Raw genomic sequence first — 13,953 nt, 5'->3', positions numbered from 1 at the left:
CATTTTACAACACATTATTTCACTTCTTTAACGACAGAAATTTGAGATACACCGTTTTCATTGAAAGCTTCGATAGCAAAATAATATTTCTGGTCGGTAGAAAGACATTTCATCAGATGCCTACACTCGTCACCATACACCATCCAAGAACTGTAAAGCTTGTCCGGCGCAATACCCCAAAGGATGTTGTATCCTTGTGCACCTTTCACCGGTTTCCAAGTCAGCGTGATGTCACGGCGATCTTCGTGACGGCGAGGGTCAAATGTCTTCACTTGAGCAGGCGCCTTACCTTCGCCCAGACCGAAAATACGGATGGCAGAAATGGAAAGGTGCGGTGTAGGAACATGAATGTTTTTGTAACGTACATAACGTACCCGAGCAGGGGTTTCCAATTCCACGTAATCGTGCGGAGTATCCTTGAAACTATTGCTGCGGTTGACGAGGCGCGTCCAGTTGATGCCGTCCACAGAACCTTCGATGGTATAACGGTGGCGTAGGCCGGGATAACGGCCATACATGTCACTCTTATAATCGTTGTAATTCACCTGAATAGCGTTTACAGTGGCAGGTGCCTGAAGGTCTATCTCCACCCACTGTGTTTCATCGTTGGAAGAAGCCAGCCAATAAGTCTTGCAATTCTCGTCCGTCAATCCGGCAGCAGTATGACCTTCTACAGCCGAAGAACATCTGGCAGGCTTGTTGTAAGAAAGAAGCATCCAGCCGCGGAACTCACCCTTCTTTCCAGGCACAGTAGGCGCATAACGGGGATAATCACCAAAACGGGTGTCGCAATACATGATGCCGTCTTCGTCAAAATAAGTAGGGAACATGCAGAGACGGCGTTCCCAGTGCATATTAATGGGCAGAGCCATGGAACCGAAATGCCAGTATTGCCCACCCGGTCCGAGCACCGTACTTCCATGACCGGCACCGTTGATATAACCGCCAGGCTTATAGGAAATGGGGTTATGTTTCTGATAGGTATAAGGTCCCATCGGATGGTCGGCCACATATACACCATCGGCATATACATTGAACTGAGTGCCCGGAGCGGCATATTGCATGTAATACCTCCCGTTGTGCTTTGTCAACCACGGTCCTTCGATATAGCCGCCCAGCACGGTATCGGCATGATTTTCTCCAAAACGTTCCCAACCATGTTTCTCTGGGTCGAGATTGAAAAGTTCCAGCTTCTCGCCTTCTTGTATGAAACGATGGTTCTTGTTGAGCTTCATGCCGCGAATGGGCCACTTGTTGGAAGAGCCCCAGAACATGTAAGCACTGCCGTCATCATCAAGAAAAAGGTCAGGGTCTTGCAAGTTGGTGATGATGGCAGGAGTGGCTTTCCAGTTACCCGACTTGGGGTTGTCGGTATAAAGCACACTCATCACACCCGAAGGATCGCCACAGACATAAAGTACTGAATCCTTGTAGTTATGTGCCGCCGGAGCGTTACAACCTTGTGGATACCAGTTTTCCCCCGGATTGATAAAATTCCAGTTTTGCAAATCCGTAGAATGCCAGTAGCCGTGCGTACGGGTAACGAACATATAATATTCTCCACGAAACTCTACTACGGCAGGGTCGGCACCCGAGCGGTAGGAGATATCTTTCGAAGAATTGTATATCATATAGGTATAGTCTACATTCAGCGGATTACAATAAGTATCCATGCGCATGTCCTGCGCCAAAAGGGGAGACGCCAAGCATAATAATGCCAGCAGCAGATTAGTAATCAGTCTTCTCATTATCTTTTATCTTTATTATCAGGTTATTAATGTTCAATATGTCTTCCGGTAGCTTTTCAGCGGCATAACTCCTGCGGCACATCGTATTCTTTTTGCAAGCGTGCCAGTTCAGCCTTCAGTTCGGTGGTAATCTTCTCCATTCCCTTCTTCCCATAAAGATTGTGCATCTCTTCAGGGTCTGTCTTGAGATCATAAAGTTCCCAATTGTCATCCACGTAGAAGTGCATCAGCTTGTAGCGTTCCATCTTCACACCGTAATGGGCACGCACGCTGTGGAAGCCGGGAAACTCATAATAGTGATAGTACAAGGACTTACGCCAGTCGCGCGGTGTCTTGCCTTTTTCCACCAGTTCCTTGAACGAAACGCCCTGCATGTCCTGCGGAATGGAGATGCCGCACATATCAAGGAAAGTAGGAGCGAAGTCGATGTTCTGGGTCAGACCTGTAACTTGCGTACCCGGTTTGATATGTCCCGGCCAGCGCATCACCATCGGCATACCAAAAGACTCTTCGTACATGAAACGCTTGTCAAACCAGCCATGTTCGCCCAAGTAGAAGCCTTGATCGGTGGTATAGACTACAATCGTATTCTTGTCCAACCCCGTACGTTTGAGATAGTCCAGTATCTCGCCCACACTCTCGTCCACACTTGCTACACAAGCCATGTAGTCTTGCAGGTAACGTTGGTATTTCCATTCAGCCACTTCCTTAAATGAACGTGGCTTGGAATAGAACTCATTATTTCGATCGCGGTAAGCATCAAGGAAACGGCGGCGTTCTTCCGGTGTCATTGTTCCCATGAAAGCGTGCGGCCAAGGGTCAAAGAGCAGGCTGTCGCTATCGATACCCGCAACCATCTTCAAATCGTGACCTTCGTACATGTCACGGTATATATTCATCTTCTGCATCTGTGCTGCGTAACGTCCCTCATAGGCATCGTAATAATTATCGGGAAGCGGGAACTTGGCGTGTTCATACAAACGATAATGCCGTTCGGCAGGTACCCAATTGCGGTGAATGGCTTTGTGGTGCATCATCAGGAAGAACGGCTTGTTCTTGTCACGACCGTTGTCCATCCATTCCTCACAATATTGAGTAATGAGGTCGGTCACATATCCTTTATGAATAGTAGTGTCCCCCTCGGTAATGAACTGTGGGTTACAGTATTCGCCTTGGTCATTGAGAATCATCCAATGGTCAAATCCCGTCGGCTTGGAAATAAGATGCCATTTACCGATGACGGCAGTCTCATAGCCGCCTTGTTGCAACAGTTTAGGCAACGTCTGCTGAGAGCCGTCGAAACCTAGTGCCCAATTCTTCATGAAGCCGTTCTTATGGCTATGCTTGCCAGTAAGTATCGCGGCGCGACTGGGGCCTGAAATAGAATTACAGCAATAATTATTCCAGAACACAGCTCCTTCCTGCCCGATACGGTCAATATTAGGAGTAGGTGCCACTTTACCTATAGGATGACCATAGATACTCATAGCCTGCTGTGCATGGTCATCACTCATGATAAAAATAATGTTAGGACGTTCACCGTCTTGCCTGCCTTGTTCCTGAGCCTGAACAGCAGGAACCAATGGAAGCATGGCAAGTCCTAAAGATAGTTTATGATTCATCATCTTCAATGATTTATAAGATTTTTCAATTTATCATATCAACGTAAAAACAGATTCATTCCGCTCATCTGCCGACGATGTTCCTACCCAGAGCCGGAATTCCCCCGGTTCCACCTGCATCTTCATATCAGCACCACAAAAGGCAAGGTCTTCTTCAGTCAGCACAAATGTCAGCGACTTCTTCTCGCCAGCCTTGAGATACAGCTTTTGAAAACCCTTCAATTCTTTCACCGGACGAGTCACACTTCCCACAAGGTCGCGAATATAAAGCTGTACCACCTCTTCACCACCGACTTTACCGATATTGGCTACATCCACTGTAACGGTAAGTGTTTCCCCCTTTTTCAGCTCCTCCTTGTCCAACTTCAAGTTATCCACCTCAAAGCTAGTATAACTTAAGCCATATCCAAAAGGATAAAGCGGAGAATTGGGACAGTCAATATAAGAAGACTTGTAATCCATCTTCGGATTGTCCGGAGGAAGCGGTCGTCCGGTGTTCTTGTGGTTATAGTAAAGCGGGAGCTGCCCCACCGAACGTGGAAAACTCATTGTCAGCTTTCCGGCAGGATTATAGTCGCCTGCGATGACATCGGCAATGGCATGACCACCCATCGTGCCCGGATACCAGGCTTCGAGAATAGCATCCATATTCTCGTCCTCCCAAGTAAGTTCCAGCGGACGACCGTTCATCAATACCAATCCGATGGGCTTACCCGTTTTCTTAAGTTCCTTCAGCAAGTCGCGCTGCGAAGCAGGCAGGGTGATGTCCGTGCGGCAAGCAGCCTCGGCACTCCAGTTCTGGTCTTCACCGGCAGCAACCAGAATGACATCTGCCTGACGAGCCACGGACACAGCTTGTGCAAATCCTGCAGTTCCAGGCTTGCGAAGATCGCAGCCTTCGGCATAAAGAAAACGTACGTTCGAGTTTCCGTACTTTTTTTCCAACCCTTCAAAAAGAGTGACACTCCGTTGACGGTCTCCCCGTCCACCCCAACCACCGTTCACACTGTTACGTTCTTTCACCATAGGGCCTATCAAAGCTACAGTCTTACGTTCGGAGGGTTGTATCGGGAAAAAGTTATTCTCATTCTTCAACAATACTACCGACTTACGAGCAGCATCGCGCGCTGCTTCCAAGAACTCGGGTTTCATGATAGTAGCCTTCTCACGCTCCTCATTCAGATAGCGGTAAGGATCGTCCATAATGCCTAAAAGGAATTTCATCTCCAGAATGCGGCGTACGGCATTATCAATGGTTTCTTCGTTCACCTTGCCCTCTTTCACGGCTTGCAGCAGATGTGCATGAAACACACCTCCGGTCATATCCATCTCGATGCCCGCATTGGCAGCCAACTCGGCGGCATGAGCCTCGTCGCGTGCCACGCCATGGGGAACAAGCTCATTGATAGCCGTATAATCCGTCACTACAAAACCGTTGAACCCCCACTCATCACGAAGCACATCCTGATAAAGGAATTTACTGGAAGTGCAAGGCACACCGGAAATCTCATTGAAGGCAGTCATGAAAGTAGCCACACCCGCATCTTTGGCAGCCTTGAAAGGCGGGAAATAAATATCGCGCAAAGAGCGCTCAGACACATCAGTCGTATTATAATCACGACCAGCTTCAGCAGCACCATATGCACAGAAGTGTTTGGCGCAAGCCAGCATCTTGTCCAGCCGCATCAAGTCTTCGGGCTTCTCACCCTGGAAACCGCGTACACGTGCGGCAGAGAGCAATGAACCCAGATAAGGATCCTCACCAGAGCCTTCCATTACCCGTCCCCAACGTGCATCACGTGAAATGTCCACCATGGGGGCAAAAGTCCAGTTAACACCCACTGCCGAAGCTTCGGCAGCGGCAATGGACGCACTTCTTTCTGCCAGTTCGGCGTCCCAGGCACACGACTCGGCCAAAGGAATAGGGAATATCGTTTTAAAACCGTGTATCACATCGAAAGCAAAGAGCACTGGAATCTTCAACCGGGATTCCGCTAGTGCCGTCTCTTGTGTCTTGCGGATGGCGGCAGAAGAAGTGGCATGGAAAAGACTGCCTATGTATCCTTTCTTCAATAGAGGTTCAATGTCCGTATTTACTTGCGGACCGGTCACAATATCGCTCTTGGCAGAATATTGGGTCATCTGACCTATTTTCTCTTCAAGTGTCATCAAGGCAAGTACAGAATCGACACGCTCTTCTATCCGTTTGTCACCGCTGTAACTCTGCCAATCACCGGCTCCTGAAGTACATGCCATACCCACAGAAAGTATCAGGGCAGCTCCAATCAATAATTTCTTTTTCATAGTAAATGCTTTTATAGTTTTAAGATAGCCATTACGGGAGCATGATCGGAGAGATAGCCGTTGTCCGGCTTATCATCAATGGTTCGGTAACGCTCCACCTCTACAGCACCTTTTATAAAAATAAAATCTATCAACCTACGTTTCTCTACCGGGATGCGCCCGAAGTCATGGAAACTCCATGTCGGTCCGTAAGCGACTTTCGCCGTAACGCAAGCATTCTTCATTCCACCTTCCGTCAATACAGTGACCGGCTCGGAATCTACCGTTCCATTAAAGTCTCCGGTAACAATTACCGGAAGGTCACCCGCCATTTGTTTTATCTTCTCAAGTATCAGCACGGCACTTTCGCGACGTGCCACTTTACCTACATGATCGAAATGAGTATTGAAAGCAGCTATTTCCCTACCACTCACCTTGTCTTTCAGTACCGCCCAAGTCACAATACGCTCGCAAGCCGCATCCCAGCCTTTCTTTCCGATGGAATCAGGAGTTTCACTCAGCCCAAAATTTCCACTCTTCAATAGTTCGAAACGGTCTGTCTTATAGAAAAGAGAGCAATACTCACCTTTCTCTTCTCCATCTACACGACCTACACCGAGAGCGGTATATTGCGGAAGACGCTCCTTCAAGTCATCGAGTTGGTTCTTCACCACCTCTTGCATGCCTATAATGTCCGGAGCATAATAAGCAATCATTTGTGCCGCATGGTCCTTGCGGTATTTCCAATTGTTCATACTGTCCGCCACATGATCCAAACGGATGTTGAACGACATCACCTCTACTTTGGCTTCCGGTTGCCTGCCGCACGAGGCGACAAGCAATGCGAAAACAACCAATACACTATTGACAAACACGTTTTTCATGGTTACAAACCTTTTTAATCTATGTAAAACCTAATCAGAATCAAAGAATCCTATCAAACAACCTAATCGACCTTGTTCAAATAAGGAGAAGTAAAGCCTAATCTCCTCAAACCCTTCTGGACATCGGGATGACTCATGAAAAGTTTCCAAATCAAACCGGTACGATAGTTCTCTATCATCACAATAATCGGCCCTTGGTCAATGGCAAGATACGAAGGTGCAAACCAATTCTCCGTCAAATTGAACGCATCCTTGAAACCATATTCACCCCAAAGACGGTCACCCAACTCTTCATAGAAATAACGCATGGCTTCCAAAGAATATTCAGGTGCATATGGAATAGAGGAAAGAGCAGCGGTAGGTGTAATCACACCACGGTCATTACCGGGACTATGGGCAGAATAACCTTTGTCACCGTCACTGGCAGTCAATCCCCAACATTTTTCGCCGTAACCCTTGTAACCCTTCGGATTGTCAATGCAGTAGGCACGGTTAATCAAGGTATGAGCCTTCATCTGTTCCTCGTAATCGGCATAACGATCTTTCAAGCCACGTGGGTCAAGCCCCATGTAAGAATAATGAGTGAAGAAGAGAGGACCTCCCTTTCCGTGGTTGTTTCCAAGAGGAAGCTTGATGCCGTAATACTCCCGACCGTTCAGAAAAGTATTCGCATTGGCCCAGCCTTTATGATAAACGCTCTCGGCAATCGGATAAGTAGGGGAAGACGCGCCCAAAATGTAAACAATGTGACACTCGTTATGACCTTTAATCTGATGATTCATCGCCCATCCGTTGTTTGGCGACCAATGCCAATACATCACATCTTGTCCCTGAGTAAAAAAGTTCCATTCTGCTTGACGCCACAGATTATTGATTATCCCGCGGATACGGTTTTCCGTTGGATTATCCTTTGTAAAATACTGATGGGCAGCCAACAAGCCTTCGAACATGAAAGCGGATTCTACAATATCCGCTCCATCGTCCTTACGACTGAAAGGAATGGTCTTGCCGGTTTTACCGTTCATCCAATGTGCCCACATGCCGTGATAGCTGTCGGTATTCTTGTCGCTCAGAAAGCGGACTATCTTCAACATACGTTCAGCGCCCTGTTCGCGAGTGACAAAACCACGCTCTATACCGACAATGATAGCCATCACTCCGAAACCCGAGCCACCGATGGTAGCTGTCTCGGCACCTCCGTTGCTCCGTTCATGCGCCAATCCTGATTCGGGATGGGCAAAATCCCAAAAGTAACGGAAAGTTTGCTTCTGGACAAGGGTCATGAGTTCATCATCGGAGAGTTGCTTTTCTGTCACACCAGATGGTGGATTTATGGCATTTACCGAGCACGAACAAACCCCAAAAAACAAGAAAAAAAGAAATATATTTTTCATAATACCTATTTTAAACATTTTAATCACATAAGAAGTAGGAGTAGCCTTAGGCTACTCCTCACACACCTTATTTATTTTGCTTCAATATTCCTTGAGAAATATCAATCTGCTTCTGTGGAATGTAGAATGTGGAATGCTGGCTCATATTGAAGTTTGTCTTTCCATGGGCCTTCAGCATCTTTTCTGCATATCCGGGAACAACTTTATCAGCCCGAATCAAATCAAAGAAACGGTGTCCTTCCATTGCTAATTCAATGCGGCGCTCATTCCATATGATTTCACGCAACTTTGCCTTATCCCTCTCTGTTATTTTAGGTAATACAGTGGGATCATCACCGGACTTACGAGCACGGTCTCTGACCAATTCCAATTTAGCCAGGGCGTCATCTACTAATGGGTCGCTTTCACCATTTGCCAACTCATTGCAGGCCTCAGCATACATTAACAGTACATCCGCATAACGCAGAAAATACAAGTGGCAATTTTGTTTAGCAAAATTATTGGCATTCCAATAAGTTGTAGGCCACATTGTCTTTTTATTGGCACGCGGTTGTACTCCCGGTTCGTCCTTGAAGTTTATAACCCCAACTCCTTCCATATTTTCGCCATCGTAAATGATAGTAGCCTCCCGTCTCGGATCACCTGATTCATAAGCCTTATCCAAAGATTCTGACGGAGAACAGAATCCCCAACCTTTGAAACCTCTGACACCTTGCCACTTCACATATTCGGAAGCCTTATCTCTCGTCTTGTCTGATCCCCACAAATACTGGTCGGCCAGCATCACTTCATCAGAATAATAAGAATCCGGGCTAAACAAATCACGGTAATTGTGATGCAGGTTATATTCTCCCCTACTTATTACCTGCCCTGCATATTGTTTTACACTTGCATAATCTTGACGGAACAAATAAACTTTAGCCAACAAGCCTTCTGCAGTTCCTTTCGTAACTCTTCCTCTCTCAGCAATCCCCCATTCATCACGGGTTGGCAAATTCATTGCCGCATAGGACAAGTCATCAATAATCTGCTGATAAATAGCTTCTTCAGAAGCGCATGGCTGATCATATTCATCGGGATTCTGAACTTTAGTAACCAAAGGTACGCCACCGTAAGTTCTCACCAAGTTAAAGTAAAAGAAACCACGGAAAAAACGTGCCTGTGCAATGCTTCTAATCTTTAACTGCTCATCTTTCAACACATCCAAGTTATCCAATGCTACGTTACAGAATCCGATTCCTTTATAATTTCCGGTCCACCAGCCGTTCAATTCAGAAGTATAAACATCATAAGTAAAATCATTCAATGAATTCACGCGAGCATAACTACCATCTGCCGGTGAACTTCCTGTATCAGAATTGTCACTCGGCACCTCCATAATGCCAAACCAAGAAAAGCCGATCAAGTCCCAACTTTTCATTTGAGAATATATAGCATTAATTCCCATCAAAGCACCTTCTTCTTCCCCGAAGAAAATATCTTGCGTCAATTTCCCTTGCGGCTTTGTATCCAAAAAATCAGAACAAGAGGTAAAAACCAATGCTGAAGCTAATAAAAGTGAATATATCTTTTTCATAATCATTTCCTATTTTTATTTTCCATTAGAATGTAAGATTCAAGCCAAAACGGCAGGTAGCGGTAATCGGATAAATATCACGGTCAAGCCCCCCTAAGATTTCAGGAGTAAATCCGTTATAATTCGTAAAATAAAGCAGGTTATTACCTGAGAAGTACAATCTCAAATTCTGGATATGCACTTTTTGCATCAAGTTTTTTGGGAATGTATATCCAAATTCCACAGTCTGTAACTTCACATAGTTGCCACTCTCAACATAACGGTCGGAAACAAAATAATTGTTACCCTCAAATGTCATGCGCGGAATGGAAGTATTCCTATTGTTTTCAGTCCATCTATCCAAGAACGAACGATCCCAGTTATCAACACCAGCATTTCTTTCAGCTTGTTTGGCATTATAAATCTTATTACCAAAATTACCCTGCAAATCAATTGACAAATCAAAGCCTTTCCAAGCGGCAGTTATGCCCAAACCACCGATAAACTTCGGAGTAGGAGAGCCTAAATCCGTACGGTCTTCAGCAGTTATATATCCATTGCCATCCGTATCTGCATAAATCAGATCACCCGGAGCTACATTTGCCTGATACTTCTTCTTCGCATCACCGGAAGCAGCCGCAGCCATCGCATTATACTGCTCAATCTCCTCATTACTTTGGAAAATACCAATAGTCTTGTAACCATAAAAATACTTGATTGGCATTCCTTCTTCTGTCATATGAACACTTTTTCCGGAACCTATATCCCCACTGGTGATACGTTTACCTCCCAAATTAGTCACCTCATTCTTAATTGTAGTTCCAGTCAAGCGGATGCCATAACGAAAATCCTTAAACGAGTCTTCCCATTTCACCGTAAAATCAAGTCCAGAGTTACGTACTGATCCCACGTTTGTTTCTACAGAGGCAAGTCCTACAGAAGCAGGAACATCCACATTTACCAACATTTCTTTTGTATCTCTTCTGTAATAGTCAAACTCTAAAGAAAAGCGATTATTGAACAAGCCTAAATCAAAACCAAGATCCAACTGCTCTGAACGTTCCCAATGGATTTGTGTATTATAAAGAGAAGTTACAGTACCACCAGAATAATAATCACCACCAAATACAGCATCATAAGTAGGGTCTACATTAGCCAATGCATAATATTTGTCATTACCAATCTTATCATTACCAATTTGCCCCCAGCTACCTCTAATCTTCAAGTTACTCAACCATTCAACATTATCTTTAATAAAAGCTTCTTCAGAAATCCTCCATCCGGCAGCTACTGACGGAAAATATCCCCAACGGTTATCCGGTCCAAACTTCGAAGAGCCATCGGCACGTATAGAAGCCGTCAACAAATATCTGTCCATTAAAGCATAGTTGGCACGGAACAAGTAAGACATCATGGCTTCATGTTTTCCATTATTCTCAAGTCCACGTGTATCGCTTGAAGACTGATCCAAATACCAATAGTCTTCCACTTCTGAGAAGAAATTACGTCCTGACCCGCCTAACTTTTCATTAGTGTATTTTTGAGCAGTAATACCACCCAAAAGATTCAGACGATTTTTATCATTGATTTGCCAATCATAAGTCAAGATATTCTCCCACAGCCAAGTAAAATCTCTAGTCCATGTTTTAGACAAGCTGTTCTCATCTACCTTTTGATACTCCGAGATATAATACTTAGGAGTAAAATTACGACTTCTACCATTAATATAATCAATGCCCAAGCTGGTCTTAAAATTCAACCCTTTAATAACTTCCCAATTCAAGAATGCACTACCCACAATTCTATCTTTCCAATTATCACTATTCATATAATGGAGGGTAGCAAGCGGATTAGCAGTAGATGCCACCTGAGGATCGGAGAAATTACCATTCTCATCATAAGGAGTAATGATAGGGCTCAGTTTATAAGCGGATTTTACAACTCCCTTATTTTCATTTTTTGTATGACTGAAAGAAGCCGATAAGTTATGCCCGATAGTCAAATGTTTGTTTATTTTATATGAATTATTGGCACGCAAAGTAAAACGGTCATAAGAATTTTCCTTTATGATACCATCCTGTTGGAAATATCCGGCACTCAAATTATAACGTACCTTTTCTGTTCCGCCACTAACAGCAACTTGATAATCACGGACAGACGCTACTCGGAAAATCTCATCGAACCAATTGGTCCCTTTTCCGAAAGAAGCCGGGTCATCATAAACAAGACCGCCATCTGGATTAATATTCAAGTTAGCTTCATTTTGCAGCATAGCATATTCAGAAGCCGTACACATCTCAAATTTACCGCTATTTTGGAACTGAAATCCTTCACTGGCAGTAATGTTCACCTGTGCTTTACCTTCAGCACCTTGCTTGGTGGTAACAATGATTACACCGTTAGCACCGCGAGAACCATACATGGCAGTAGCAGAAGCATCCTTCAATACCTCCATGGACTCAATATCATGGTTACTCAGGAATGATATATCGTCCATAAACATTCCATCAACCACATAGAGCGGATTGCTATTATTAGTAGTACCGATACCACGAATGCGCACTTCAGGAGAGCTACCCGGAGCACCGCTTGCAGAGATAAATACACCGGACACACGACCTTGCAACGCGTTAGTCACATTAGGTGTAGAAATCTTTTTCAAATCATCGCTCTTGATAGAACCAACAGCACCGGTCAAGTCTGATTTACGCTGTACACCATAGCCTACAACTACAACTTCATCGATCAACATATTGTCTTCTTGCATTACTACATTAATAGTAGTACGACCATTCACTGCTATTTCTTGGTCTTTCATACCAATATAGCTATAAAGCAAGACAGCGTTACTGGGAACATTGGTAATCTTATAATCACCATCAAGTCCAGTAACGACTCCTTGCTGAGGAGCCCCCTTTACCGAAACTGTAGCACCAATAACAGTCATTCCCGTCTTGTCGGAAACGACACCCGAAACCGTAATTTTGTTCTGCGCCATCGAAACAACGGCAAACAGCAACATCACACATGTAATTAATAAATTTTTCTTCATTTTGTATTGATTTAAAATTCTTTTGCAAAAGTATAGGAGCAATTGATGTATGTCAAAAAACAAACTATCACAAGATTACCACAACCTGCTCAAGCACTACAACGTAACTACTACAGCATTGTATAAAATACTAATTTCCAATAATATACACTAGGAAGTTATTTAAAAAATTATTCAGACTGCAGGCCTATCCAAATAGAAATATGCTGTTGAAGTTACATGATCTTGGCGGTAGAAATTAACAAATCCTGGCGGAAAGTCTTTATCCGTGATATGTAGGTCTGAATTTTCATCTAATAAACGATAGAATTTCAGTTTACCGCTTCTATCTATAGTAACCGGTACAAGAGGAACCTTCGCCTTGTACAGTTCGAGTACCTTTTGATATGGAGCACCTCCAATCTGCTGCAATGTAACTCTTATATCATGATGAAAATAAATCGGGTCCTGCACGTGGAAACGATACATACTCCACCAACAACTGTCCGCATTTGCAATCGGACAACCTTGATAACGGTGGGAATACTCGCCCTGCCCCCAAGCCGTACCAATATAGTCTTCAACTCCCGTACCACTCAATGTGGGAAATTCCTTATCTCCGTCAATGTAGAACTTGATTTCACCTTCTCCCCACCAAGTAGTTTCATACGCCTTATTGGCAAAGATACCCAAGCTTACCCCCAAAAAGCGCCCCCTGCCCGATAGTTGGGGAAGAACAGTATAATCCACTCCCAACTTGGTGGATTTGTCTTCACGCCAGACAGCATGAAAATAGCTCATCTCCGAATCCCATTCCGGCAATTTAGTAAAGTTAATATCATAAAACAAGTGTGTCAGGTCCTCATCCGAGGTATTCACAAACACCACTTTGGCACCGGTGCGGTAAGGCATCGGAATAGAACAGTTAAAAGAACGCTTCTCCGGATTAGAAAAGAAACAGTTCTCAAAACGAGATGTACGTGACAGCGGATTCCCAAAAAAATCTCCCAATGGGACATCCACTGCCGGAACAACAGAATTATCCCAATAAAACTTGATACGCAACGCACGAAGCATCTTAGGGTTACGTTTGCTGACTGTCAGCCAAATACGGTTAATGATCCCGGGTCCTTGCTGAGACAACAAAACACAGCTGTCTCCCGCCATGATTCTGCCGAAAGCACTTCCTTTTGCACCTTTATTGACTTGAGCTGCCGTTCCCTTGGCACCGGTAGGATTTTCAAAACTTGTCCACCGCGTTTCATGACCTTCAGGCACTTTCCATATTTGGGCATGCCCCAAAAGAGTAAATGCTAATAAAACAGATATAACTAATAATGTCTTCATTTCATATCCTCCAGCAATTTATTCATTTCCCCAAAGGTCCGCTTTGTTCCCCTTGTTCTTTCTCCATTCATGACGCCATTTGTGCATCA

The 13,953-nt window shown here is 44.5% G+C and carries 8 protein-coding genes; all 8 read right to left on the bottom strand.

Features of this window, described 5'->3' with window-relative positions:
* Positions 1–14: 14 nt before the first annotated feature.
* Positions 15–1,748, bottom strand: a complete 1,734-nt coding sequence (locus DW800_RS18435) for a family 43 glycosylhydrolase (RefSeq protein ID WP_119958255.1) — start codon at positions 1,746–1,748, stop codon at positions 15–17.
* Between the two features lie 56 nt (positions 1,749–1,804).
* The gene (locus tag DW800_RS18430) at positions 1,805–3,370 is read right to left on the bottom strand and encodes a sulfatase (protein WP_034532747.1); all 1,566 of its coding nucleotides are present in this window, start codon (positions 3,368–3,370) and stop codon (positions 1,805–1,807) included.
* Between the two features lie 33 nt (positions 3,371–3,403).
* Complete coding sequence (locus DW800_RS18425) at positions 3,404–5,674, bottom strand: glycoside hydrolase family 3 N-terminal domain-containing protein (protein WP_057281414.1); 2,271 nt, start codon at positions 5,672–5,674, stop codon at positions 3,404–3,406.
* A gap of 11 nt (positions 5,675–5,685) precedes the next feature.
* Positions 5,686–6,537 carry an endonuclease/exonuclease/phosphatase family protein gene (locus DW800_RS18420; protein WP_117704111.1) on the bottom strand — a complete coding sequence of 284 codons (852 nt, stop codon included), beginning with the start codon at positions 6,535–6,537 and terminating at the stop codon, positions 5,686–5,688.
* A 62-nt stretch (positions 6,538–6,599) separates the two neighbouring features.
* Entirely contained in the window at positions 6,600–7,931 is a 1,332-nt protein-coding gene (locus tag DW800_RS18415; RefSeq protein WP_057256703.1) for a glucoamylase family protein, read from the bottom strand.
* Positions 7,932–7,998: 67 nt separating this feature from the next.
* Positions 7,999–9,507: a RagB/SusD family nutrient uptake outer membrane protein gene (locus DW800_RS18410; protein ID WP_227239046.1), complete on the bottom strand. Its 1,509-nt coding sequence runs from the start codon at positions 9,505–9,507 to the stop codon at positions 7,999–8,001.
* 25 nt (positions 9,508–9,532) lie between these two features.
* Complete coding sequence (locus tag DW800_RS18405; RefSeq protein WP_119958254.1) at positions 9,533–12,538, bottom strand: SusC/RagA family TonB-linked outer membrane protein; 3,006 nt, start codon at positions 12,536–12,538, stop codon at positions 9,533–9,535.
* Between the two features lie 174 nt (positions 12,539–12,712).
* Positions 12,713–13,864 (bottom strand): glycoside hydrolase family 172 protein, encoded by a 1,152-nt coding sequence (locus DW800_RS18400; protein ID WP_064774935.1) that lies wholly within the window; start codon positions 13,862–13,864, stop codon positions 12,713–12,715.
* Positions 13,865–13,953 lie beyond the last annotated feature (89 nt).

This window comes from Bacteroides sp. AM32-11AC (assembly GCF_003603515.1).
GTDB classification, from domain to species: domain Bacteria; phylum Bacteroidota; class Bacteroidia; order Bacteroidales; family Bacteroidaceae; genus Bacteroides; species Bacteroides uniformis.
This window is presented reverse-complemented; position numbering and strand designations above follow the sequence as displayed.

Excerpts from the sequence above, each read along its gene's own strand:
- DW800_RS18435 (WP_119958255.1), bottom strand. The coding sequence starts at position 1,748 with ATGAGAAGACTGATTACTAATCTGCTGCTGGCATTATTATGCTTGGCG.
- DW800_RS18430 (WP_034532747.1), bottom strand. The coding sequence starts at position 3,370 with ATGAATCATAAACTATCTTTAGGACTTGCCATGCTTCCATTGGTTCCT.
- DW800_RS18425 (WP_057281414.1), bottom strand. The coding sequence starts at position 5,674 with ATGAAAAAGAAATTATTGATTGGAGCTGCCCTGATACTTTCTGTGGGT.
- DW800_RS18420 (WP_117704111.1), bottom strand. The coding sequence starts at position 6,537 with ATGAAAAACGTGTTTGTCAATAGTGTATTGGTTGTTTTCGCATTGCTT.
- DW800_RS18415 (WP_057256703.1), bottom strand. The coding sequence starts at position 7,931 with ATGAAAAATATATTTCTTTTTTTCTTGTTTTTTGGGGTTTGTTCGTGC.
- DW800_RS18410 (WP_227239046.1), bottom strand. The coding sequence starts at position 9,507 with ATGAAAAAGATATATTCACTTTTATTAGCTTCAGCATTGGTTTTTACC.
- DW800_RS18405 (WP_119958254.1), bottom strand. The coding sequence starts at position 12,538 with ATGAAGAAAAATTTATTAATTACATGTGTGATGTTGCTGTTTGCCGTT.
- DW800_RS18400 (WP_064774935.1), bottom strand. The coding sequence starts at position 13,864 with ATGAAGACATTATTAGTTATATCTGTTTTATTAGCATTTACTCTTTTG.